Below are 23,271 nucleotides of genomic sequence, written 5' to 3' on the forward strand. Positions count from 1 at the left end.
GCCGTACAGCATGCACCGGTTGCGCACGCCGCACGGGCGGGACGTGAAGGTGGCGGTGCTGGGGCTGACCAACCCGGGCATCGCGATCTGGGACATGCCGCCCGGCCCGGGGGCCGGGCGGCGGCCACGCGGGAAGCGCCGCCCTCGCGGTCACTGCTTGGCGAAGGCCAGCAGGTCCGTGTTCAGACGGTCGGCGTGGGTGGCGAACAGGCCGTGGGCCGCGCCCTCGTAGGTCAGCAGGGTGCTGCCGGGAACGAGCTCCGCGGTGCGGGGACCGCACAGCGGATACGGCGCCCCGAGGTCGGCGGTGCCGTGGACGACCAGGGTGGGCACCCGGACGGCCGCCGTCTCCGCTCGCTGGTCGGTGGTGAACATCGTGCGGTAGATCTCCGTGGCGGCCCGCGGCGAGGTGTCCATGGCCAGGTCCATCAGCCACTCGGCCAGTCGGGGCGAGAGCGGCGTGCTCGCCGGATCCGCCTCGGGGCCGGCGAAGAACGGCCAGGTCAGTGATCTCAGCCAGGCGGCCCGGTCGGTCCGGATGGCCTTCTCGATCTCCTCGAACAGCGCCATCTCCAGGCCGTCCGCGTTGTCCGGGGCGCGCATCAGGAACGGCGTGGTCGAGGCGACCAGCGCCAGCTTTCCCACCCGCGCGGCGCCGTACCGGGACAGGTAGCGCACGGCCTCACCGCCGCCCGCCGCGTAGCCGACCAGCAGGACGTCCCGCAGGTCGAGGTGGTCGAGCAGGTCGGCGAGGTCCGAGGCGAGGGTGTCGTAGTCGTAGCCGCTCCAGGGGACGTCCGAGCGTCCGGCGCCGCGCCGGTCGTAGGTGACGCAGCGCAGCCCCTGACCGGCCAGGAACGGCGCCTGGAACTCCCACATCCGCGAGTCCGCCATGGCGGCGCTGAGCAGCACCACGGGACGTCCTTCGCCCCAGTCGGTGCAGTGGAGCCGGGTCCCGTCCCGGGTGGTGACGTACGGCATGACGTCTGCCTTCCTTGGTGGTGGGGCCCCTCAGCGCCGTGCGGTGCGGCCCGGCGCCGCCAGGACCAGGGCGGAGGCCAGGAGTCCCAGGGCGATGAGCGGGACGAGCGTGACGGCGAACGCGTGGGGGTAGGCGCCCGCCGAGCCGCCGCCGTCGGCCAGCGTGGGGAAGAAGACCGCGCCGGCGATCGCCACGCCGACGGCCGCGCCGCCCTCCTGGGCGGTGTTCAGCAGTCCGGACGCGGAGGCCGCGTGCTCGGGCACGGCCGCGCCCAGCACCAGGTTGGTCAGCGGGCCGGTCGTCAGGCCCATGCCGAGCCCGGCGACGAGGAGAGCGGGCAGCAGCCACAGCACGTGTCCCGTCGTGTCGAGGCGCTCGGCGGTCAGGGCGACCGCCGTGTAGCCGATCGCGAGGGTCAGCGGGCCGACGGCCACCCTGCGGGCGGTGACCGAGGCGGCCTTGCGCGCCGACACCATCGAGGCGCCGAAGTAGCCCGCGCCCAGGGCCAGGAAGACGGATCCGGACTCCAGGGGCGACAGGCCCCGGCCCAGCTGCAGGTAGAGGGCCAGCACGAAGAAGAAGGAGCCCATCGCGAGGAAGTAGACCACCGTCGCGGTCAGCCCCACCGAGAACACCCGGCCCTTGAACAGTGCGGGTTCGATCAGCGGGCCCCGGTCGGCCGCCGCCCGCCGGCGCAGGTGCCAGACGGTCACCGCCAGCAGGACGGCCGCACCGGCCATCGCCTCCCACACCCACAGCGGCCAGCCGCTCTCCTGGCCCTCCAGCAGCGCGAAGACGATGATGCCCAGGGACGCCGTGACCAGCAGGGCACCCACGAGGTCCAGCCGGGTGCCGCCCTCACCGCGCGACTCGGGGATCGTGCGGCCGACGAAGGCCAGGGAGACCAGGCACAGCGGGACGTTGATCAGGAAGATGGTCCGCCAGCTCAGTCCCGCGACGTCGACCGTGATCAGGGCACCGCCGATGAACTGGCCGAAGACGCCGGCGATTCCGATGACCAGGCCGTAGGCGTTGAAGGCGCGGTCGCGGGCGGCGCCCGTGTACACCGTGCCGATGATGCCGAGCACCTGCGGCACCATCAGCGCGGCGGCGGCGCCCTGGGCGATGCGGGCGACGACCAGGACGGTCGCCGTGGGCGCCAGGCTGCACGCGGCCGAGGCCAGCATGAACAGCACCATGCCGAGCGTGAACATCCGCCGGCGGCCGAAGAGGTCGCCGAGCCTGCCGCCGGTGATCAGTCCCGCGGTGAAGGCGACGCCGTAGCCCACGACGAACATCTGGGCCTGGGCGGCGCCGGCGCCCAGGTCGGCCTTGATGGCGGGGACGGCCACGTTGGCGATGAAGAAGTCCAGCACCGTGATGAATGTGCCCACGAGCACCACCAGGAGGGCACCGGCCGAGGGGGCGGCGGCCGGTGCGCCGCCGGGGGGCGTCGGCGCACGCCCCTCGACGACGACTTCCGTGCTTGTCTCAGAAGTCATGACGACTCCGTTTCTCGATCATTTCGGGTGGTTGGCCGGTGGTGCCGGTACCGTGGCCGGTCACCAGGTCACGGGAAGGTGTGTCACCCCGTGGAAGACGGTGCCGCGGCGGAAGACCGTGCGCGGGTCGGCCGCCAGCCGCAGGTTCGGGAAGCGCCGCAGCAGGGAGCGCAGCGACAGCTCCATCTCCAGCCGCGCCAGCGGGGCCCCCTGGCAGTAGTGCGGCCCGAAGCCCCACTGCAAGTGGCCGCTGGTGTCGCGGTGCGGGTCGATCCGGTGCGGGCAGGCGAAGACCGACTCGTCGTGGTTGCCGGCGGGCACGGAGATGACGACGGCGTCGCCCTTGGAGACGGCCACACCGCCGAGTTCGAGGTCCTCCACCGCCAGCCGGACCATCGCGTCCTGGGAGATCGACCAGTAGCGCATCGACTCCTCGATGAAGTTCGGTATGAGCGCGCCGTCGTCGGCGGTCACCCGCGCCCGCAGGTCGTCGTCGCGCAGCAGCGCCAGGATGTTCAGGGCGATCTGGTTGGTGGTGGTCTCGTGTCCGGCCACCAGGACCAGCCGGGCGATGCCGACCAGCTCGTCCAGGGTGATGTCGCCCTTCGCGTGGTGGTTGACGGCGAGGCGGCTGATCAGGTCGTCGCCAGGGCTCTCCAGCTTGCGCAGCGCCAGTTTGGCCAGGTACTCGGACATCTCCTCGAAGGCGGCCAGGGAGACCGCCGGGTCCTCCTGGGAGATGGTGACGCGGGTCTTCTCGATGAAGAACGCGGAGTCCTCCTCCGGAACGCCCAGCAGCCGTGCGATGACGAGGGTCGGCAGCGCGCGGGAGAACACCGCGTGCAGGTCGGCCGGGCGGGGCAGTTCCTCCAGTTCGTCCAGCAGTTCGTCCACCAGCCGCTGGACCGGTTCGCGCAGCCGCTTCACCCGGCGCGCGGTGAACTCGGTCTGGATCATGCGGCGGAGCCGGGCGTGCTCGGGGTCGTCCAGGCGCAGGAAGGAACTCGGGTTCCCGCCGGGCGGGACCTGGATGCGCACCGGTGCGCCGGGCAGCCGTTCGTCGGCGCTGAGGCGGGGATCGCCCAGCGCCTGCCGTACGTCGGCGTACCGGGTCACCAGCCAGGCCAGGCGGGACTCGGCGGCTCCCGCCGGGAGGCGCACCACGCAGGGGGGCGCGTTGCGCAGTTCCGCCAGGATGGGCGGGGGGTCTCCGTCCTCGGTGCGGGCGAAGGGCCAGTCCAGGACATCGGTGTGGTCCGCGAGCGACACGTCGGCCTCCAGGGGTGAGGGGGCAGGCAGGTGGATTACGGGCACCGGCTCTCCTCCGTGGTCGGACTCGGACGCGCTGACGCCGGGGCGGTGGGGACATGGGTGGTGTCCCGTCCAACGCCGCGGACGGTCGTGCGCCACTGTCGCGCAGTCCGCTGACACGGCGCTGACACGAGGGCCGGCCGGGCTGTGGAACCCGGGGAACTCGTGTGGGGCCGGTGCTGGGGATGTGGTCCCGGACCGGGAAGGCGCCGGAGCGGGGCGCCTTCCCGGTGCCGCGCTGGTGCTGTGGCCGGGAAGGCCGGCCGGTCGGCCTCTCCGGTCGCGGCGCTAGCGCGCGTGGTGGGCGGCGATCCGCTGCAGGCGGTGCGCGAAGTGGGCGGTGACGGCCTGGGCGTGCGTGTCGATGTAGAAGTGGCCGCCGGAGTACTCGTTGTGGCCGAGGTAGGAGGGGGTGCGTCCGGCCCAGTGGGTCATGGCGTCCGGTTCCTCCTGCAGGGGGTCGGAGCGCCCGCCGTAGGAGGCGAGCGGGCAGGCGACCTTGGCGCCGTCGTCGACGTACTGGGCGGCGACCCTGAGGTCGGCGCGGAGCGCGGGGACCACGAGGGCGAGCATCTCGGGGTTGTCGTAGATCTCGGCCGGGAAGGAGCCCAGCTTCTTGATCCACTCGACGAGCTCGGGCTCGGGCATCCGGCTCTGCTCCTCGGTGGGCTGGAAGAAGCCCACGGGCGACCAGCCGGACATGCCGACCATGACGGGCGCCGGGCCGCCCTCTTCCTCCATGCGGATGGCCAGCCGGAACGCCAGCTGGGCGCCGAGGCAGTGCCCGAAGAACGCGAACGGCCGGTCGTCCAGGTCGTCGAGCACGGCTTCGTGCAGCGCTTCGAGCAGCGGCCAGAACTCCTCGTACGTCGGCTCCTCCCGGCGGTTGTGACGGCCCGGCAGGGTCACCGCCTGCGGGGCGATGTCGGGCGGCAGCAGGCTCTCCCAGTCCCGGTAGATGATGGCGCCGCTGCCCGCGTGCGGGAGCAGGAACAACCGGATCGAGGCGTCGGGCGAGGGCTCCACCGGGTGGAACCACTGGCCCGCGCGGGACATCCGGCTGCCGGCGGTGACGGTGGCGCCGGGGTCCGTTGCGTTGGTGGTACTGGTCACGACTGTGTACTCCCCACGGTGGTGGACGGGCCGAGGGCGCGTACCGCGGGCAGCAGCACCTCGGCGATCTCCTTCAACTGCGGTTCCGGGTCGAGCGATCCGATCCTCAGGACCAGGTGGCGGGCGCCGGCCCGGACGTAGCCGCCGAGCCATTCGGCACACTTCTCGGCGCTGCCCCAGGCGTAGGCCTGGATGGTGCGCATCTGGTCGAGGGAACGGCCGTAGTAGTGGCTGATGTAGTGCTCCAGTTCGGCCTCGGCCGCCCGCTCGTCGCGGTTCACCGTGATCGTCGCGTACAGGGCGGGGGTGACCGCGCCGGCGGGGCGGCCGGCCTCCTCGGCGAGCTCGGCGATCCGGCGGCGGGCCCGGCCGTAGGCGTCGGGGTCGGGCAGGAACGGCAGCCAGCCGTCGTAGCGGGTGGCGGCGCGGGCGAGCACCTTGGGGGTGTCGCTGCCGGCCAGCCACAGCGGTGGGCCGCCGGCGGTGGCCGGGGAGGGCAGCCGGTCGAGGTGGTCGGCCTGCCAGTACCTGCCCTGGAAGTCGGCCGGTTCGCCCTCCTGTCCGGCGCGCCAGGCCGTGCGCCACAGGGCGGTGATCTCGTCGAGGCGTCCGACGCGGCCGTGAAAGCTGGCGCCGACCGAGGCGAACTCCTCCTCCGTCTCGGGCATGGGGAAGCCGGAGCCGAGCCCGAGGACCAGCCGGCCCGCGGCCACGTGGCTGAGGCTCGCGACCATGTTGGCGCCGATCAGCGGGTGGCGCAGGGCCGGGGTCAGGGCGGCGGTGCCGACGGTGATCCGCTCGGTGGCGGCGGCAGCGGCGGCCAGGACGACGAGCGGGTCCAGGCGGGGGCGGGCGGTGAGCGAGTCGCCCGCCCAGAGGGAGTCGAATCCCAGTGTCTCGGCCTGCCGGGCGAAGCCCAGCAGGGGGGCCGCCGCGTAGGTGCCGTTGATGGCCTGTTCCCGGGTGGGCAGCAGGATGCCGACGTGCAGGGGCCCGTTCATGGGCGACGACCTTTCTGTCCGTGGTGGCTGACGCGGTGTCATACGACCGTGCCGGCCAGCGGGTCCCGGGCCGGTGCCGTCAGCCGCTCCCGCACCGCGCGGCGCAGGATCTTGCCGGAGGGGTTGCGGGGCAGGGAGCCGGTGAAGTGGTAGGCGGTGGGGATCTTGTAGTCGGCGAGCCGGCCGCGCAGGGAGAGCAGCAGTTCGCGCGGGTGCGCCTCGGCGCCGGGGCGCAGGACGACGACCGCGTGCACGCTCTCGCCCCAGTGCTCGTCGGGCAGGCCGACGACGGCTGCGTCGGCCACGGCCGGGTGCGCGACGAGCGCCTTCTCGACCTCGGCCGGGTAGATGTTCTGCCCGGCGACGATGATCGTGTCGTTGATGCGGTCGCACAGGTGGAGGTAGCCGTCCTCGTCGAGGTAGCCGGCGTCCCCCATGTGCAGCCACTCCCCCACCAGGGTGCGCGCGGTGGCCTCGGGCAGGTTCCAGTAGCCGAGCATCCGGGACGGGGCGCGCACGCAGATCTGGCCGATCTCCCCGGGCGGGAGGGAGTCGCCGTCGGGGCCGATCACCTTGACCTCGTTGCCGGGGCACGGCCTGCCGACCGAGTCCAGCACCGGGCTGCCCGGGTGGTGCGCTTCGGGCGGCAGGCACACCGCCACACTGCCGGTCTCGGTACTGGCGTAGATCTGCGCGAACTCGCAGCCGTAGGTCTCCAGGCACTGCTTGAGCAGGGTCTCGGACATGGGCGCCGCACCGTAGGCGATCTTGCGCAGGGAGGTGAACGCCTCCGGTCCCGCGCCGCGTTCGGCGGCCATCATCTGGAGCATGGCGGGGGCCGCGAAGGTGGTGGTGACCTTGTGGGTGCGGATCAGCCGGACCGCTTCCTGCGGGTCGAACTGCGGCATGATCACGTTGGTGCCGCCCGCGTTGAAGGTGTGCAGGAACCAGCCGATGCCCGCGACGCCGAAACCCGGCAGCGAGATGAGGCTGACGTCGTCGGGCAGCCAGTCGATCCAGGCGACGCCGTGCTCGCGCATCGCGTGCGGCAGGGTGAAGAAGCTGCGGTGGGCGAGGACGGCGCCCTTGGGCAGTCCGGTGGTGCCGCTGGTGTAGATCTGCACCACGGCGTCGTCGGGGCCGGTGCCCGGCACCGGCTCGGAGTCGGGCTGGTCGGCGGCCCAGGCGGGCAGGCCCGCGCCGCGGGCGGGTTCGCCGTCGGCGTCGGTGCCGTCGACGCGAATCACCCGCCGCAGACCGGGCAGTTGGTGGCGCACCGCGGCGACGGTGTCCCAGAACTCGTCGTCGACGAAGATCAGGGCGGCGCCGGAGTCGCGCAGGATGTGGTCCACCTCGGTCGGGGTGAGCCGCCAGTTGACCGGCACCAGGACCGCGCCCGCCTTGGCGCAGGCGATCATCACCACGTAGTAGTTCTCCGACTCGCGCCCCAGGTAGGCGACCCGGTCGCCGCGCCGCACGCCGCCGGCGCGCAGGGCGTGCGCGGCACGGCTGCTGTCGCGGTGCAGCTTGTCGTAGGTGGTGACGCGGCCCTCGCAGATGATGGCCGGGTGGTCCGGCCGGCTGCCGGCGTGGGCCCGTGAGGAGTGGGTGAGCGTCCAGCGCTCCCTCGGTATGCCGCTGGGTGTGTCAGTCATGATCCGTCCTTGTGTGCGTCAGGCGGCCGGCACCGGCTCGAGCTGCCCGCAGAGGAACTGGGCCAGCTGCCGCACGGTCGGGTGGTCGTGGGTGAGCGAGGCCGGCAGGGGCAGCCGGAACGCCTGCTCCAGGGCGGCCTTGACCTGCTGGGCCATCAGCGAGTCCAGGCCCAGGGAGACGAACTCGGTGTTCGGGTTCAGTTCGTCGCCCTCCTCCAGGTGCAGGACGGCGGCGACCTTCTCGCGGACGACCCCGGTCACGGCGGCGGTCCGCTCGGCCGGTGGGAGGGCGGCGAGCGCGGTGAGGTCGAGGCCGGTGTCGTCGTCGGAGGCGTTGCGGGCGAGCCGGTCGTAGAACAGGTCGCCGGTGACGCTGCCCGCGACGTATCGGTCCCAGTCGAACTCGCCGACCACCCGCTGGGTACGGGGGCGTCCCCAGAGCCTGGCCAGGGTGTCCAGGGCGCGGGTCGGGGAGAAGAAGCGCACGCCGCTGCGTTCGATCTCCTGGCTGAGGTGCTCCTCCAGTCGGGCCGACATGCCGACCCGTGCCCAGGCGCCCCAGTTCACCGACAGGCCGGGCACGCCCTGCCGGCCGCGCCACTCGGCGAGGGCGTCGAGGGCGGCGCTGGCCGCGGCGTAGTGGCCCTGAGTGGCGCCGCCGAGGACCGAGGCGATCGAGGAGTAGGTGACGAAGAAGTCCAGCTCCGGGAAGGAGGACTGGGCAGCCTCGTGCAGCAGCCAGCCGCCGTACGCCTTGGCCTCCAGCTGGGCGTCGATGGCCTCCCAGGTCAGCTCCGCGATGAGTTTCTTGTCGTAGGCGCCTGCGGCGTGCACGATCCCGCCCACCGGGTGCGGGCCGGCCGCGAGGTGCCGCACCAGCCGCCGCACGTCCTCGGCGCGGCCGATGTCCGCCCGGACCAGGTCGAGTTCGGCGTGCTCGGCGAGGTCGGCGAGGACGGGGGCGGCCTCCTCGGTGGGCCGTCCGCTGCGGCTGACCAGCGTCAGGTGGCGGGCGCCGAGGGCGATCAGCTTCCGGGCGGTGACCAGGCCGAGGCCGCCCAGGCCGCCGGTGACGAGGTAGGTGCGGTCCGGGCGCAGGGCGGCCGGAACCTCCTCGGCGGGGGCGGCGGGTTCGGTCTCGGGGGCGTCCGGGAGGGTCACCCAGGACTGTCCCGACGGGTCCGCCAGGGCCGTCCGCAGCGCCTCGCCGGTCTCGTCGAGGCGGAAGTGCCGGGCGCCGTCGTCCTCTTCGGCGGAGGGGGCGTGCACCACGGCCGCCGCGGGGACGGTGAGCGTGGAGCGGAACGTGCCGTCGTGGCGTACGAGGACGTCGTCGCCCGGCGCGAACCCGGTCCCCTCGGCCGCGGCGAGGACCGTGCCGGTGGCCGCGGTGCCGAGCAGCGGCGGGGGTTCCTCCTCCGCGCCGAGCAGTTCCTCGCGCTCCGCGCGGCCGGTGTCCAGGGCGGTGCGGGCGTCGCCGGCGGTCAGGCCGACCGACCGGACGCGGATCTGGACCTCGTCGGCCCCCGGGGGCACGTCCGTGGCGGCGACCAGCGCGAGGTCGGACAGGTCGCCCGAGTCGGGGGCGCGCAGTTCGAAGCCGCCGGACCAGGTGAGCGGGGCGTCGCCGGAGAGGAGCCGGCGGACGTAGCGGCGGCCCGGACGGTGGGCGACCTGGTACTCGCCGGGCGGTTCGGCGTGCCACTCCTCCAGCAGCGGGGTCAGGCCGCTGCCGGGGGCGATGTCGACCAGGGTGGCCCGGTACTGGGGGTACTCGGTGAGCAGCACCCGGCCGAAGCCCCAGAGCGTGGCGGCGGCCAGGTGTCCGCCGTCGCCGGCCGGGTCGCCGGGCAGCCACTGGGCCCCCTCGGTCACCAGCCACAGGCGGGGCGGCCGGGGGGTGCCCGTGGCGTCCAGCGCGGTGACCAGGGCGAGGAGTTCGCGGTAGTTCTCCTCGCATTCGGCGCGCAGCCGGTCGGCGGACATGGCCTGCGGGAGCTGCCGCCAGACGCGGCAGACGTCGGTGACGGTGGGGTCCTCCAGGGCGGCCTTGAGTTCGGTGAGGCCGGCGCCCCGGGTGACCTTCACGCCGGGCCGTCCGGCGAGGTCGGCGGCGCGGGCGGGCGACGGGTCGAGCAGCACGACGTGCCGGGCGGGGGCGGTGGTCTGCGGTGCGGGCAGGGCGCGGCGGACCCATTCGGGGCGGTGCAGGAACCGGCGGCGGCCGGTGCTGCCCTCGGGGCGGGCCAGCCGGACGCCGAGCAGTTCGGCGACCGGGTCGCCGTTCTCCAGGAGCAGCACGTCGGCGGTGCGGCGGTCCTGGTCGCCGTGCACCCGGGCGAGGACGCGCAGCTCCTCGCCGCGAGGCTTGCGGAAGTGGCGGACCGAGGCGACGCCGCGCGGCACGAACACCGGGCCCTCGGGGTCGAGGACGACGCACGCCTGGACGGCGGCCTCCACGAGCTCCGCCGGCACGTGTTCGACGGCGGAGGCGTTCCGGCCGGTCAGCTCCCCGGTGACCAGGCCGTCGGCGTGCCGGGCGGCGCGCAGCAGCAGCCGCATCCGGGGGCCGTGCGGGCGGCCGACGGAGGCGAGGTCGGTGTAGATGTCCTCGTCGTCGATCTGCGTTCCGGCGGGGGCGAGACCCGCGTCCAGTTCGGCCAGTTCGGAGACGGGGACCACCGGTTCGGGTTCGGCGGCGATCACCGCGGTGGCGTGCACGTCCTCCTCCCCGCCGACGACCGTGAACACCGCCACCTCGGCGCCCCCGCCCGGCAGCGGCCGCCAGCGGGTGGTCAGGGCGGTCCTGGTCTCGGCGGGAACGTCGAGCGGCGCGAGCAGCCGGAGGTCGCGGACGGCGGACCGGGCGTGGCCCCGGACCGCGTCCTGGACCGCGAACAGCAGGTCGACGTAGGCGCCGGCGGGCAGGGCGGTGCGTCCGCCGTCGGCGAGGTCGGCTAGCGGGCCGAGGTCCTCGGCGGTGAACTCCGCGGTGAATTCCCGTACCCCCGAGGCGAAGCGCTCCTCGGTGCCGAGCAGCGGGTGGCGGGCGGTGCCGCCCGCGGCGGCGCGGCGGGGTCCGGCGGCCGGCAGCCAGTAGCGCTTGCGCTGGAAGGCGTAGGTGGGCAGGTCCGCCTTGGCCGGCACGGCGTGCCCGGCGTGGTAGCCGGGCCAGGAGACGGTGAGTCCGGCGGCGTAGTACTCGGCGAGTGCGGTCAGGGTGGTGGTGGCCGTCCGGTCCCGGCGGCGCAGGCTGGCCAGCCACAGGTGGTCCTCGGCGGCGACGCCGCGCCGGGCGAGCGCGGTCAGCGCGGCCTGCGGGCCGATCTCGATCATGGCGTGCCGGCCGCGCCGGGCCACCGCGCGGATGCCGTCCAGGAAACGCACGGGTTCGCCGATGTGCCGCACCCAGTAGTCGGGGGTGGCGATGTCGCGGAACCGGGCGAGCCGTCCGGTCACGTTGGAGATCAGGCTGATGGCCGGCTCGTGGAACTCGATGCCGTCGAGTGCGGCACGGAAGTCGTCGTAGACCTCGGCCATCTGCGGGGAGTGGAAGGCGTGCGAGACCGCGAGCCGGTCGACGCGCACGCCGCGCTCCTTGAGGATGCCGCAGACCTCGTCCAGGGCGGGGAGGGCGCCGGAGACGACGCACTGGTCGGGGGCGTTGACCGCGGCCAGGGCGAGGTCGGGGCGGCTCTCCAGGAGCGGCTCGACGTCCTCGGCGGGGGAGGCGACCGCGGCCATGCCGCCCTCGGCGCGCACCGCCTGCATCAGCCGGGCCCGCGCGGCGACCAGCCGCACGGCGTCGGGGAGGCTGAACAGGCCGGCGACCGCGGCGGCGACGACCTCGCCGATGCTGTGCCCGACGAGCACGTTGGGCCGCACGCCCCAGGCCATCCACTGCCGGGCGAGGGCGTACTCGAGGGTGAACAGGGCGGGCTGGGTGTACTCGGTGCGGTCGATCGCCCCGGGGTCCTCGGCGGTGCCGAGCAGCAGGTCGCGCACGGAGCGGTCCAGGTGCTCCGCGAACAGCCGGTCGCACGTGTCGACGTGGGAGCGGAATTCCGGGAGGGCCTCGTAGAGGGCGGCGCCCATGCCGGCGTACTGGGAGCCCTGGCCGGTGAACATGAAGGCCGTCTTGCGGATGCCGCTGGGGCCCTCGTGGTCCTGGCCGGCCGCCCGGTCCAGGAGCCGGGCCAGGGCGGCGCGGTCGGCGACCGGGGCGGCGACACGGTAGGGGTGGTGGGTGCGGGCGACGTTGGCGGTGTGGCAGAGGGCGTCGAGGGGGAGGTCGGGCCGCTCGTCGAGCAGCCGCCGGTGGTTCCCGGCCTGCTCGCGCAGGGCGGCGGAGCTCTTGGCGGAGAGGGTGAACAGCGGGGCGGCGGGCGTGCCGGAGGACTGCGGCGCGGGGCTCGCCTCCGGTGCCTGCTCCAGGACCACCGCGCCGATGGTGCCGGCGAAGCCGAAGCTGTTCACGACCGCGCGGCGCACCTCGGCCCGCCATGGCTCGCAGGCGGTCGGCACGCGCAGCGGGTAGAGGTCCCAGGGGATGCGCCCGGACGGGGTGGTGAGGTTCAGGTGCGGGTAGATGGTGCCGGAGCGCAACTGCAGCACCGTCTTGATGACGCCGACGATGCCGGAGGCCGGCTCCATGTGGCCCAGGTTGGTCTTCACCGACGCGGTGAGCACGGGGTCGTCGGCAGTGTGCGACTCGGCGAACACGTCCCCGATGGCGCCGAACTCGATCGGGTCGCCGAGCGGGGTGCCGGTGCCGTGCGCCTCCACGTACTGGATGTCCTCGGGGGCGAGGCGGGCCGTGGCCAGCGCGGCGCGGATCACCTTCTCCTGGGCGGGGCCGTTGGGCACGGTCAGTCCGGCGCTGTCGCCGTCCTGGCCGACGGCGGTGCCGCGCACCAGGGCAAGCACCCGGTCGCCGTCACGCTCGGCGTCGGAGAGCAGCTTGAGGACCAGGACGCCGCAGCCCTCGGCGCGCGCGTAGCCGTCGGCCGACTCGTCGAAGGTCTTGCACTGCCCGTCCGGGGCGAGCATCTGCGCGTTGGAGAACATCACCGGGATGCGCGGGTGGTGCAGGGCGTTGACGCCGCCGCACAGCGCGATGTCGGTCTCGCCGGAGCGCAGGGCCTGCACCGCAAGGTGCAGTGCGACCAGGGAGGACGAGCAGGCGGTGTCGACGCTCATGCTGGGTCCGCGCCAGCCCAGGAAGTACGACAGCCGGCCCGACAGCGGGAACATCGTGATGCCGGAGGCCAGGTGGCCGTCCATCTCCTCGTACGGCAGGGACTCGAGCTCAAGCGCGTAGTCGATGGAGCTGGCGCCGACGTAGACGCCGCCGTTGCCGCGGCGCAGCGGTGCCGGGTCGATGTTGGCGTGCTCCAGGGCCTGCCAGGCGGTCTCCAGCAGCAGGCGCTGCTGGGGGTCCATGTACCGGGCCTCCTTCGGGGAGATGTTGAAGAAGGCGGCGTCGAAGAGGTCCACGCGGTCGAGGAAGCCCCCCGCGGTGGTGTGGATCTTCCCCTTGTCCTCGGGGGTCTCGGGGGTGAACGCGGCCACGTCCCACCGGTCCTGCGGGATCGGGCCGATCCCGCTGCGCCCCTCCCGCAGGAAGGCGTCGAACTCGTCGGGCGAGGTGCTGCCGCCGGGGAATCGCAGACCGATTCCGACGATCGCGACCGGCTCGGGCGGCTGCTGGGATTCCGCACGCGGCATGGAGGGACTCCTTAGCTTTCCTGAGAGGAACTGTCCTGGACGGCCTGGGTCAGGTGGTCCACCAGATGGGCGACCGTCGGCTCGTTGAAGAGCACGTTGACGTTGATGGAGAGATCAAGGAGCCGCTCCAGGCTCTGCCGTATCTCGGTCAGCCGCAGTGAGGTGAGTCCGAGATCGAAATAGCTGATGTCGAGCGGGAGGTCCTCGGATTCGTCCATGAGGAGAACCGCCCTGAATTTCTTCAGGACGATCGACTCGATTTCTTCGGCGAGTTCGGCGCGCGGCAGATCACGCAGGCGCTGAACAGTGCTGTCGACGGGTGGCATGCGGTCATGCAAGCAGCGCAGGCTGACGCCCCACTGACGGACGGCGGGGCCGGCTTGGCTGAATCAGCCCCCTGTCAGCGCCGGGTCAGATTCCGCTGCCACGCTCGCACTGCTTCGAAAAATCCGCTCGCCAAAGGTGAAAGGCTGAAGATGCTTCGCGAAGCCGCGCAGGAGGAGAGTGCCGAGGCACCTTCCGATATCAAGAGCTACGACCTCTACATCGCGGGCAAGGACGTCGCGGGTGACGGGTGGGTGTACACCGTCAGCGGCCGGTCCCTGCTGGAAGACGTGTTCACCAGCGTGAGCCTGAAGCGCGCCCTGGAACAGGACCCGGAGTCGGAGGCGGCCAGGCACCCGTACGTCGTCGGGCGCTGCGCGGTCGCGGACGACGCGTCCATCGACCTGGCCACGCAGGCCGCGGCCGCCGCCGCACCCGACTGGGCGGCCGTGCCGCTGGAGCGGCGGATGCGGCTGGGCACCCGGTTCCGCGAGGAACTCATCAAGCACCAGGACGAGTTCCTGCGCATGCTGGTCGCCGAATCCCACCCGGTCAAGCTGGCCCGCTGGGAGCTGAGCTGCCTGCTGCAGATCTACTCCCCGGGCTCCCTGCGCTGGTACACCAAGCAGATGCGGGTGGAGAAGGAGTACGCCGGCCGCACGCTGGTGCTGCACCGCCAGCCCGACGGTGTGGTGGCCTTCAACCCGCCGCAGAACGCACCCCTGCCGAGCGCCGCCCTGTGCGTGCTGGCGCTGATGGCCGGCAACGCGGTGGTGGTGCGGGCGCCGCGCAGCATCGCGCTGAGCACCATGTGGCTGCTGCGGGACGTGGTGGCGCCGCTGCTGGAGGAGATGGACGCGCCGGCCGGAGTGCTCAACGCGGTGTGCAGCAACCCCAAGCAGACCATGGACCGCTGGATCGCGGACCCGCTGATCAACGACATCTTCTACATCGGCGGCAGCCAGGAGGGCCTGCGCTTCGAGCAGCAGTGCGTGGCGCACGGCAAGAAGCCGATCCTCGAACTGGCGGGCAACGACGGCATCGTGGTGTGGAAGGACGCCGACGTCACGTGGGCGGCCGAGGCCATCACCGAGGCCTTCTACGGCTCCGGCCAGATCTGCATGGTGCCCAACTACGTGCTGGTGCACCCGGACGTCGCGGACAGCCTGATCGCCGAGGTGAAGGAGCAGGTCAAGGGCATCCGGCCGGGCCTGCCCGAGGAGGAGGACGTGCTGCTGTCGCCGGTGCGGCGCAGCGAGCGGTTCTTCCGGCTGCTGCGGCAGGCGCTGGACAACGGCGCCGAGCTGGTCACCGGCGGCCACCGCACCGAACTGGACGGCACGCCCTCGGAGACGGGGGTCTTCCTCCAGCCGACGGTGGTGCGCGTGGACGGCCTGGACCGGGCACGCACCTACGACGTGGTGCGCGAGGAGACGTTCTTCCCGCTGGTGCCGATCGTGGTCCCCGAGCGGGAGGACGACGACGCCCTCCTGGAGGCGTTCCTGCGCTTCGTCAACAGCAACGACTACGGGCTGCGCAACTCCCTGTGGTCGCGTTCCGACCACGTCATCGAGACCTTCGTGCGGCGGGTCGTCAACGGCGGCCTGCTGAAGGTCAACGACTCCCACATCGGCTTCCTGCCCTACCTGCCCAGCCACGGCGGCACCGGCCGCACCGGCGGCGCCTTCGGCGAGGCCAACTACCCGATGCTCAAGACCTCCCACGTGCAGGGCGTCAGCATCGCCCGCGGCGTCAGCCCGTACGACGCGGTGTTCGGCGCCTGACCGCCCTCCGTCCCTGAACCCCGCCGTTTCCGCTGGAGGCTTCCGTTGCGTTCCCTCGACCTCGCCCGCTCCGTCTGCGAGCGCTTCCACCCCGGTCTGCTCAAGGAGCTGGACCAGATCCCGTACACCGACCGCGAGCGGCGCGGCAGCCCGGTGATCGACCTGTTCCGCATCCACGGCGGGGTCGGTCTGCTGATCCCCGAGGAGTACGGCGGCCACGGCGCCGACGCCTTGGACGCGCTGCGGGTCCAGCTGGCCCTGGGCGCCGTGTCCCCGTCGCTGGTGGCGGCCGTGTCGATGCACCACTTCACCATCGCGATGCTGTACTCGCTGGCCGTGAAGAAGGGCCGGCTGACCGACGAGCAGACGGCCCTGCTGCGCCGGATCGTGCCCGACCAGCAGGTGATGGCGTCCGGCTGGGCCGAGGGCCGGACGGCGCAGAACATCCTCAAGCCGGCCGTGACCGCCCGCCCGGTGCGCGACGGGTTCCTGCTCACCGGCGCCAAGAAGCCGTGCAGCCTGTCCCGTTCGATGAGCCTGCTCACGGCGAGCGTCGCCATCCACGGCGACGACGGCGAGCCGGAGCTGGCGCTCGCCCTGGTGCCGGCCGACGCGCCCGGCCTGACCGTGCACCCGTACTGGGGTAACGACCTGCTGGCGGGCGCGGAGAGCGAAGAGGTGCGGCTGGAGGACGTGTTCGTGCCGGCCGGCATGGTCGTGCGGGCCGGCGCCGACGACCCGCACCGCCTCGACGACCTCCAGTCGGCCGGGTTCGTCTGGTTCGAGTTGCTGATCTCCGCCGGGTACGCGGGCGGTGCGCTGGCGCTGGTCGAGCAGGTGCTGGAGCGCGAGCGCGGCAGCGTGGCGGAGCGGGCCTCCCTCGCCGTGGACATGGAGACCGCGGTCGCGCTGCTGGAGGGCGTCGCGCGGGCGACCGGCCCGGAGCCCGGTGACGAGGAGTCGGTGGCCCGCGTACTGGTGGCCCGGTACGCCGTGCAGAACGCCCTGCCCGACATCGCCTCCCGCGCCCTGGAGCTGCTGGGCGGCCTGGACTTCATCCGCGGCTCCGTTCCGGCACAGGCCGCGGCGGCGCTGCGGGCTCTCGCCTTCCACCCGCCGTCGCGCGCCGCCGCCGCCGAGCCGCTGCTGCGCTGGTTCGACGGCGGCGAGCTCGTCCTCGCCTAGGGCCGCGGCCGGGACGGTTCGCCGGCCGGTGAGAACCCGGTCACGGCACCACTGCCGCGGCCGGACAGGACCCCGGCCGCGGCACGGTCCCGGTCCTGTCCGCACGACCCCACGACCCCTTGGAGTGAGCCACACGTGACCGTCATCCAGGAATCCCCGGCGGCTTCGTCCGCCGAGGCCGAGGCAGAGGTCCTCGGCCTGTACCGCGCGCATCTGAGCAAGGGCCGGGCCACGCTCGCCGAGCTGTTCGGCAGCCACATGGAGGTGGCGTCCGAGGGCGCCTGGCTCACCACCAGCGACGGTGAGCGTTTCCTCAACGCCGGCGGCTACGGCGTGTTCGTGATGGGCGCCCGCCACCCGATCGTGATGGAGGAGGTGGAGCGCCAGCTGCGCACCCACCCCACCGCGACCCGCATCCTGCTGGAGCCCACCGTGGCCCGCGCGGCCGAGGCACTGGTCTCGGTGCTGCCGCCCGGTCTGGACCGGGTGCACTTCGCGCTGTCGGGGGCGGAGGCGGTGGAGACCGGCCTGAAGCTGGCCCGGGCGGGCGGTTTCAAGCGCACGGTCTCCATGCGCGGCGGCTACCACGGCAAGACCCTCGGCGCGCTGTCGGCAACCGCCAAGGAGGTCTACCAGCGGCCGTTCCGCCCGCTGGTGCCCGACTTCCTGCACCTGCCCTTCGGGGACGCCGACGCCCTGGAGGCCGAACTCGCCGCCCACCCGGGCGAGGTGTGCGTCATCCTCGAACCGGTCCAGGGCGAGGGCGGTGTGATCATCCCGCCGAAGGGTTACCTCAAGCGCGTCGAGGAGCTGGTGCGCGAGTACGACGGCTTCCTGATCCTCGACGAGGTGCAGTCCGGCTTCGGCCGGCTCGGCGAGTGGTGGGGCGCCGACATCGAGGGCGTCGTCCCGGACGTCCTGCTCGCCGGCAAGGCGCTCGGCGGCGGGGTGATGCCGGTCTCGGCGGCCGTCGCCACCCGCAAGGCCTTCCGTCCCTTCGACAAGGACCCCTACGTCCACACCGCCACGTTCTCCGGCCAGCCGGTGCTGATGGCCGCGGTCCAGGGCGCCATCCGGGCCGTGAAGGAGGAGCGCCTGGTCACCAGGGCGCTGGACCTCGGCGCCCGGCTGCTGCCGGCGATCACCGAGATCGCGCGCCGCAACATCCCCGACCTCGTGGTGGACGTGCGCGGCCGGGGCCTGCTGATCGGCGTCGAGCTCGTCGAGGCCGGGCTGGCCGGCGAGCTGCTGATCGAACTGTTCAACCACGGCGTGGTCGCCAACCATTCGATGAACGGCAGCTCGGTGGTGCGGTTCACCCCGCCCGCCGTGCTCGGCGACACCGACGTGGACTTCCTCCTCAACTCCTTCGACCTGGCCACCCGCGACCTCGTACGGGGCGCGGCCAAGATGCCGGAAGGCGGTAACTGATCGTGAGGCACGTCGAACTCGATGCCCTGATACCCGGGGAGCAGGCCGAGACGGTCCTGCACGCCGTACGAGGCTGGGAGCGGTACCCGGACCTGGCGCCCCACGTCAACGCGACCACGGTGCACGCCGCCTACCCCGACCCCGCCGCCTCCTCCAGCTGGGAGCTGCACTTCCGCAGCGGCCTGCTGCGCTGGACCGAGGACGACACCGTGCTGCCGGAACAGGGCGAGATCCGCTTCGAGCAGTCCGACGGGGACTTCGACTCCTTCTCCGGGACCTGGTCGGTGACGCAGGACGGCGACGACGTCGCGGTCCGCTTCGACGCCGACTTCGACTTCGGCATCCCGAGTCTGGAGGGCATCCTCGACCCGATCGCCGAGCGGGTCATCAAGGAGACCGTGGCCTGGGCGCTGACCGGTCTGTTCCCCGCCGTGCGCATCAGCGGCGGCATCGAACTCGCCCCGCCCGCCGCGGTCGGCGCCTAGCCCATCAGGGAGCTGCTGACCATGGACCAGGCAAACCCGTTCGAGACACCGCGCACGTACTCGCTGCACCGCGCCGAGTACCTGGTGGGCTTCGCCGTCACCACCGGCCTGATGATCGCCCACTTCGGCGAGATCCGCTGGCTGCCGGCGATCGCTCTCTTCCTCTACATCGACCTGATCGGCTACATCCCGGGCGCGATCGCGTTCCGGCGCAGTGGCGGGCGGCCGATCCACAAGGCGTACTACGTCCTGTACAACGTGATGCACAGCCTCATCACCCAGGCCGCCGTGGCCGCGTTGTGGTGCTGGCTGGTGAAGCCGGAGTGGGCGCTGCTGGTGCTGCCCTTCCACCTCTTCGGCGACCGCGGGCTGTTCGGCAACTTCATGAAGTCCTTCGCGCTGCCCTTCGAGCCGGTCCGCCAGCCCGGCTACCTGCGGCTCCTGGACGATCTGGGCCTGCCGCACCCCAAGCCGGTCGGGCATGTGACGGACCCGGTGCCGGTCGGGCACGTCCCGGTCCGCAAGCCGGTGCCGGCGCCGCGGGCGGACGCCGCCGCGGCGCAGGAGGCCCCGGCGCAGGCCGCCGTGGCCAAAGAGTCCGCGGCCAGGCAAGCGGAGGCGCTGCGATGAGCACCGCGACCGCGACCGGCCCGCGCACGCGCCGGCCCGTCCGCCAGGCCCCGGCCGAACGGCGCCGGGCGCTCTACCACCTGGCGTCCCCTGTGTCGGTGCTGACCACCGGCCCGGAGAGCCGGATGCACGGCACCACCGCGAGCACGGTCACCCTGGTCTCGCGCGAGCCGTTGCTCGTCGGCGTCGTGCTGCGGGCCGGGTCGTCCTTCGCGCGGCGGGCCGCCGCCGAGGGCCGGTTCGCGATCAACGTGCTGGGCGGCGACCAGGCGGAGGTGGCCCGCCGGTTCGCCGACAGCGGGCGCCCCGACGGCAGCGCCCAGTTCGCGGGCCTGGCCTGGACGGCGGACCCGTACGCGCAGGCCCCGCTCATCGCGGGCGCGCTCGCCCACTACACCTGCCGCTTCCACTCCGCCCACGCCGCGGGCGACAGCGAGCTGCTGCTCGGCCACGTCGTGCGTGCCAGGGCGGACGAAGGGCTCCCCCTGCTGAGTTACGCCGGCCGCCTGCACGCCGGCACCCTGCACCCGGCGAAGGAGGCCGCCGCGTCATGACGCAGTCCAAGGTACTCGTGGCCCCCGAGGCCGACTGGGACAAGGCGCCCGGTCTGCTGGACGGGGCGAAGGAACTCACCCTCGGTCCCGAGGAGTGCGACCTCGCCTACTGGATCACCTCGGTGGCCCAGGGCACGCTGCGCGACCGCGGCGTGACCGGCCACCACGACGACGCGATCGTCCCGGACTTCCTGAAGGAGCCGGGCCCGCTGCGCGAGGCGCTGGTGCTGGAGTTCGGTCTGCGCGGGCTGTCCGAGGAGCTGGCCACCCGGCTGCTCGGCCACTACGTGTCGATCGCGCCCGGCATCCCCGAGATGGAGTTCTACGCCACCCAGCTGCTCGACGAGGCACGGCACGCCCGGGTGTTCCGCAACCACCTGGTGGAGCTGGGCATCCCGGCCGACACACTCCTGAAGAGCATCGACGAGATGGCCCGGGACTACCGCGCCCGGGTGCTGGACCCGGTGGTCGACTTCACCCTCGACATCGTCCGGGACCAGGCCGACTTCCCCGGCGGTGTCGCCGTGTTCGCCATCGTCATCGAGGGCGTGCTGGCGCCGGCCGCCGAGCTGAGCGAACGCAAGTGGACTCCCCTGTCCCCGGCCACCGGCGAGATCTCCCGCGGCACCGCGATCGACGAGATCCGCCATCTGACGGTGGCCAGCACCATCCTGCGCGACCACGTGGCGGCGCACCCCGAGTACCGTCCGCGCCTGCTGGAGATCCTGCGGGCCGGCGTGCGGCTGTGGGACGAGATCCCCGACCGGGAGTTCGTGATCCACCGCGAGGAGCTGTTCCAGGAGGGCATGCTCCGGCACGCCGACCGGATCGGCGACTACGAGATCTGGCCCGGCGTGCGGATGCTCGACACCACTCCCGAGCAGCGCTACGACATGGCCGAGCGGTGGACCGACGAGATGGCCGAGGCCCGGATGGCCTACATGGGCCTGCCCCTGGAGGTCCTCAGCAGTCCGGGACCGGGCGCGTGAGCACCCGACGGGCCGCCGTGGTCTGCGGGATCGGGTCGTACGTCCCGCCCGACGTGGTCACCAACGAGGATCTGGCCCGGCGCCTGGACACCTCGGACGACTGGATCCGCTCGCGCACCGGGATCGCCCGGCGCCGTGTGGTCGCCCCGGGCACGGCGACCAGCGACCTGGCGGTCGAGGCAGGCCTGCGGGCGCTGAAGTCGGCGGGAGACGGGCGGGCGGGCGCGGTGGTGCTGGCCACCACCACCCCGGACCAGCCGTGCCCGGCCACCGCGCCGCAGGTCGCGGCGCGGCTCGGACTCGGCGAGGTGCCCGCCTTCGACGTGGCCGCCGTCTGCTCCGGCTTCCTGTACGGCCTGGCCAGCTCGGCGGGCCTGATCGCCGCCGGGGTGACGGACCGGGTGCTGCTGATCGCCGCGGACGCGTTCACGACGATCATCAACCCCGAGGACCGCACCACGGCGGTGATCTTCGCGGACGGCGCGGGCGCGGTGCTGCTGCGGGCCGGCTCCCCCGGGGAGCCGGGCGCGGTGGGCCCACTCGTGCTGGGCAGCGACGGCGGGCTGAGCCATCTGATCGAGGTGCCCGCCGGAGGGTCGCGGCAGCGGTCGTCCGGCCGGGAGCCCGCACCGGAGGACCGCTTCTTCCGGATGGTGGGCCGCGACACCTACCGGCACGCGGTGGAGCGGATGACCGCCACCTCCACCGAGGCGGCCGAGCGGGCCGGCTGGCGGCCGTGCGACGTCGACCGGTTCGCCGCACACCAGGCCAACGCCCGCATCCTGGAGGCGGTCTCGGAGCGGCTCGGCATCCCCGGCGAACGGCGGCTGAGCAACATCGCACGGGTCGGCAACACCGGCGCCGCCTCACTGCCGCTGCTGCTGGCCGAGAGCGCGGCGGACGGACGGCTCGCCGCCGGGCACCGGCTGCTGCTGACCGCGTTCGGCGGCGGGCTGACCTGGGGCGCGACCACGCTGGTCTGGCCCGAGGTGCAGACCATCTGACGTCCCGTCACAAGCGGGGCCCGGGCCGGCCCCTCCAACAAGCGCTGTCCGACACAGCGGAGAACGGGCGCTTGCGCCTTCGAGAGAACTGTCGAAAGGAACCGACATGCTGGAGCAGCTCAAGGAAATCCTGTCCAACAAGCTCAAGGTGTCGCCCGAGGCCATCACCCCGGAGGCCACCCGGGAGGACATCGAGCTCGACTCGCTGGCCGTGGTGGAGCTGTCGCTGCTGCTGAAGTCCGAGCTCGGCATGGACGTCAGCGACGACGACCTGCTGGAGGCGGAAACCGTGGCCGACATGGTCCGGCTGATGGAGGAGCGGAGTGCGAAGGTCTGATGGCGGGCATGGACATCGCCGTCACCGGGCTCGGCCTGGTCACCCCGGGTGGTATCGGGGTCGGGCCGAGCTGGGCGGCGGTCTGCGACGGCAGGCCGGCCGCCGCCCTCGATCCGCTGCTGACGGATAACCCCGTACGTATCTCCTGCCGGGTGCCCGGCTTCGACCCCGAGCGCCTGCTGAGCGCGCGGCGGGCCCACCGCCTGGACCGGTTCGTCCAGTTCGCGCTGGTCGCCGCGCACGAGGCGGTGGCCGACGCGGGCCTCGATCCGCAGACGTGGGACGGGGCGCGGGTGGGTGTGGTGCTGGGCTGCGCGGACGGCGGCCCGGGCACCGTCGAGGAACAGCACCACGTGCTGCGCGAGCAGGGCGCCGACCGGGTGTCGCCGCTGCTGCTGCCCATGCAGCTGCCGAACATGCTGGCCGGGCAGACGGCCATCGAGTTCGGGGCGACCGGGCCCAACCTGGTGGTGGCCACCGCCTGCGCCTCGGGCGCGACCGCCATCGGCACGGCCCGGGACCTGCTCGCCCTCGGCCGCTGCGACATCGTCCTCGCGGGCGGCAGCGAGGCCATGGTCACCCCCCTGGTCATGGCCGGCTTCGCCCAGATGGGGGCGCTGTCGAAGCGGCACGACGACCCGGCTTCCGCGTCCCGGCCGTTCGACGCCGACCGGGACGGCTTCGTCGCCGGGGAGGGCGCCGGCATCCTCGTCATGGAACGGGTGGCGGACGCCCGCGCTCGCGGCGCCCATGTGCACGGCCGGATCATCGGCTACGGCGCCACCGCCGACGCCCACCACATGACGTCGCCGCACCCCGACGGCGCGGGCATCGAGGCCGCCGTCCGCGCCGCGCTCGCCGACGCGGGCGCGGACCCGGACGACGTCCAGCACGTCAACGCCCACGGCACGTCGACACCGCTGAACGACCTGGCGGAAGCCCGCATGATCGGCCGGACACTGCGCGGGGACCCGCTGGTCACGTCCACGAAGGGAGTCACCGGACACCTGCTCGGCGCGGCCGGGGCGGTCGAGGCCGCCTTCACCGTGCTGAGCGTCGAGCACGAACTCGTGCCCCCCACCGCCAACCTCGTCATGCCCGACTCCAGGATCGACATCAAACTCGCCCAGACCGCCACCTACATGCCCATCGACCTCGCCCTGAGCAACTCCCTGGGCTTCGGCGGCCAGAACACGGCCCTGGCCATCGCCCCGGCCTGAACGGCCCGGACAGGTACCGGCAGCCGCCCGCGGAGCA

General features: G+C 73.1%; 18 protein-coding genes. 10 read left to right on the forward strand and 8 right to left on the reverse strand.

Annotation, left to right across the window (positions count from 1 at the left end):
- Nucleotides 1–150 precede the first annotated feature (150 nt).
- From AB0937_RS24090 to AB0937_RS24125, 8 genes are all read right to left on the reverse strand, one after another.
- Nucleotides 151–981, reverse strand: coding sequence for an alpha/beta hydrolase (locus tag AB0937_RS24090; protein ID WP_366714258.1), 831 nt, complete (start codon nt 979–981; stop codon nt 151–153).
- 30 nt (nt 982–1,011) lie between these two features.
- Nucleotides 1,012–2,484, reverse strand: coding sequence for an MFS transporter (locus tag AB0937_RS24095; RefSeq protein WP_366714259.1), 1,473 nt, complete (start codon nt 2,482–2,484; stop codon nt 1,012–1,014).
- A gap of 60 nt (nt 2,485–2,544) precedes the next feature.
- A complete protein-coding gene (locus tag AB0937_RS24100; RefSeq protein WP_366714260.1) occupies nt 2,545–3,798 on the reverse strand; it encodes a cytochrome P450 in 1,254 nt (417 codons plus the stop codon).
- Between the two features lie 285 nt (nt 3,799–4,083).
- Entirely contained in the window at nt 4,084–4,851 is a 768-nt protein-coding gene (locus AB0937_RS24105; RefSeq protein ID WP_366714385.1) for a thioesterase domain-containing protein, read from the reverse strand.
- A 53-nt stretch (nt 4,852–4,904) separates the two neighbouring features.
- Nucleotides 4,905–5,909 carry an LLM class flavin-dependent oxidoreductase gene (locus AB0937_RS24110; RefSeq protein WP_366714261.1) on the reverse strand — a complete coding sequence of 335 codons (1,005 nt, stop codon included), beginning with the start codon at nt 5,907–5,909 and terminating at the stop codon, nt 4,905–4,907.
- A 38-nt stretch (nt 5,910–5,947) separates the two neighbouring features.
- A complete protein-coding gene (locus tag AB0937_RS24115; protein WP_366714262.1) occupies nt 5,948–7,564 on the reverse strand; it encodes a fatty acid--CoA ligase in 1,617 nt (538 codons plus the stop codon).
- A gap of 18 nt (nt 7,565–7,582) precedes the next feature.
- On the reverse strand, nt 7,583–13,291 hold the full coding sequence (locus tag AB0937_RS24120; RefSeq protein WP_366714263.1) for an SDR family NAD(P)-dependent oxidoreductase: 5,709 nt from the start codon (nt 13,289–13,291) through the stop codon (nt 7,583–7,585).
- 11 nt (nt 13,292–13,302) lie between these two features.
- Nucleotides 13,303–13,617 (reverse strand): acyl carrier protein, encoded by a 315-nt coding sequence (locus AB0937_RS24125; protein ID WP_030234905.1) that lies wholly within the window; start codon nt 13,615–13,617, stop codon nt 13,303–13,305.
- Between the two features lie 150 nt (nt 13,618–13,767).
- Here AB0937_RS24125 and AB0937_RS24130 point away from each other — a divergent pair, with 150 nt between their 5' ends.
- From AB0937_RS24130 to AB0937_RS24175, 10 genes are all read left to right on the forward strand, one after another.
- Nucleotides 13,768–15,399: an aldehyde dehydrogenase family protein gene (locus AB0937_RS24130; protein ID WP_366714264.1), complete on the forward strand. Its 1,632-nt coding sequence runs from the start codon at nt 13,768–13,770 to the stop codon at nt 15,397–15,399.
- 45 nt (nt 15,400–15,444) lie between these two features.
- Entirely contained in the window at nt 15,445–16,584 is a 1,140-nt protein-coding gene (locus AB0937_RS24135) for an acyl-CoA dehydrogenase family protein (RefSeq protein ID WP_366714265.1), read from the forward strand.
- A 135-nt stretch (nt 16,585–16,719) separates the two neighbouring features.
- Entirely contained in the window at nt 16,720–18,015 is a 1,296-nt protein-coding gene (locus AB0937_RS24140) for an aspartate aminotransferase family protein (RefSeq protein WP_366714266.1), read from the forward strand.
- Nucleotides 18,016–18,017: 2 nt separating this feature from the next.
- Entirely contained in the window at nt 18,018–18,500 is a 483-nt protein-coding gene (locus tag AB0937_RS24145; protein WP_366714267.1) for an SRPBCC family protein, read from the forward strand.
- A 21-nt stretch (nt 18,501–18,521) separates the two neighbouring features.
- Nucleotides 18,522–19,130 (forward strand): hypothetical protein, encoded by a 609-nt coding sequence (locus tag AB0937_RS24150; RefSeq protein WP_366714268.1) that lies wholly within the window; start codon nt 18,522–18,524, stop codon nt 19,128–19,130.
- Nucleotides 19,127–19,684, forward strand: a complete 558-nt coding sequence (locus AB0937_RS24155; RefSeq protein WP_366714269.1) for a flavin reductase family protein — start codon at nt 19,127–19,129, stop codon at nt 19,682–19,684. The genes AB0937_RS24150 and AB0937_RS24155 overlap by 4 nt, the downstream gene beginning before the upstream one ends.
- The gene (locus tag AB0937_RS24160) at nt 19,681–20,673 is read left to right on the forward strand and encodes a VlmB-like protein (protein WP_030234932.1); all 993 of its coding nucleotides are present in this window, start codon (nt 19,681–19,683) and stop codon (nt 20,671–20,673) included. Before AB0937_RS24155 ends, AB0937_RS24160 begins: the two co-directional genes overlap by 4 nt.
- Nucleotides 20,670–21,677 (forward strand): beta-ketoacyl-ACP synthase III, encoded by a 1,008-nt coding sequence (locus AB0937_RS24165; protein ID WP_366714270.1) that lies wholly within the window; start codon nt 20,670–20,672, stop codon nt 21,675–21,677. The genes AB0937_RS24160 and AB0937_RS24165 overlap by 4 nt, the downstream gene beginning before the upstream one ends.
- A gap of 106 nt (nt 21,678–21,783) precedes the next feature.
- Entirely contained in the window at nt 21,784–22,014 is a 231-nt protein-coding gene (locus tag AB0937_RS24170; protein ID WP_366714271.1) for an acyl carrier protein, read from the forward strand.
- Complete coding sequence (locus tag AB0937_RS24175) at nt 22,014–23,234, forward strand: beta-ketoacyl-[acyl-carrier-protein] synthase family protein (protein WP_030234941.1); 1,221 nt, start codon at nt 22,014–22,016, stop codon at nt 23,232–23,234. Before AB0937_RS24170 ends, AB0937_RS24175 begins: the two co-directional genes overlap by 1 nt.
- The last annotated feature ends 37 nt before the right edge of the window (nt 23,235–23,271 follow it).

Source organism: Streptomyces sp. NPDC047880, from assembly GCF_040706515.1.
GTDB lineage: Bacteria > Actinomycetota > Actinomycetes > Streptomycetales > Streptomycetaceae > Streptomyces.

Excerpts from the sequence above, each read along its gene's own strand:
- AB0937_RS24090 (WP_366714258.1), bottom strand. The coding sequence starts at position 981 with ATGCCGTACGTCACCACCCGGGACGGGACCCGGCTCCACTGCACCGAC.
- AB0937_RS24095 (WP_366714259.1), bottom strand. The coding sequence starts at position 2,484 with ATGACTTCTGAGACAAGCACGGAAGTCGTCGTCGAGGGGCGTGCGCCG.
- AB0937_RS24105 (WP_366714385.1), bottom strand. The coding sequence starts at position 4,851 with ATGTCCCGCGCGGGCCAGTGGTTCCACCCGGTGGAGCCCTCGCCCGAC.
- AB0937_RS24110 (WP_366714261.1), bottom strand. The coding sequence starts at position 5,909 with ATGAACGGGCCCCTGCACGTCGGCATCCTGCTGCCCACCCGGGAACAG.
- AB0937_RS24115 (WP_366714262.1), bottom strand. The coding sequence starts at position 7,564 with ATGACTGACACACCCAGCGGCATACCGAGGGAGCGCTGGACGCTCACC.
- AB0937_RS24120 (WP_366714263.1), bottom strand. The coding sequence starts at position 13,291 with ATGCCGCGTGCGGAATCCCAGCAGCCGCCCGAGCCGGTCGCGATCGTC.
- AB0937_RS24125 (WP_030234905.1), bottom strand. The coding sequence starts at position 13,617 with ATGCCACCCGTCGACAGCACTGTTCAGCGCCTGCGTGATCTGCCGCGC.
- AB0937_RS24130 (WP_366714264.1), top strand. The coding sequence starts at position 13,768 with ATGCTTCGCGAAGCCGCGCAGGAGGAGAGTGCCGAGGCACCTTCCGAT.
- AB0937_RS24150 (WP_366714268.1), top strand. The coding sequence starts at position 18,522 with ATGGACCAGGCAAACCCGTTCGAGACACCGCGCACGTACTCGCTGCAC.
- AB0937_RS24155 (WP_366714269.1), top strand. The coding sequence starts at position 19,127 with ATGAGCACCGCGACCGCGACCGGCCCGCGCACGCGCCGGCCCGTCCGC.
- AB0937_RS24160 (WP_030234932.1), top strand. The coding sequence starts at position 19,681 with ATGACGCAGTCCAAGGTACTCGTGGCCCCCGAGGCCGACTGGGACAAG.
- AB0937_RS24170 (WP_366714271.1), top strand. The coding sequence starts at position 21,784 with ATGCTGGAGCAGCTCAAGGAAATCCTGTCCAACAAGCTCAAGGTGTCG.
- AB0937_RS24175 (WP_030234941.1), top strand. The coding sequence starts at position 22,014 with ATGGCGGGCATGGACATCGCCGTCACCGGGCTCGGCCTGGTCACCCCG.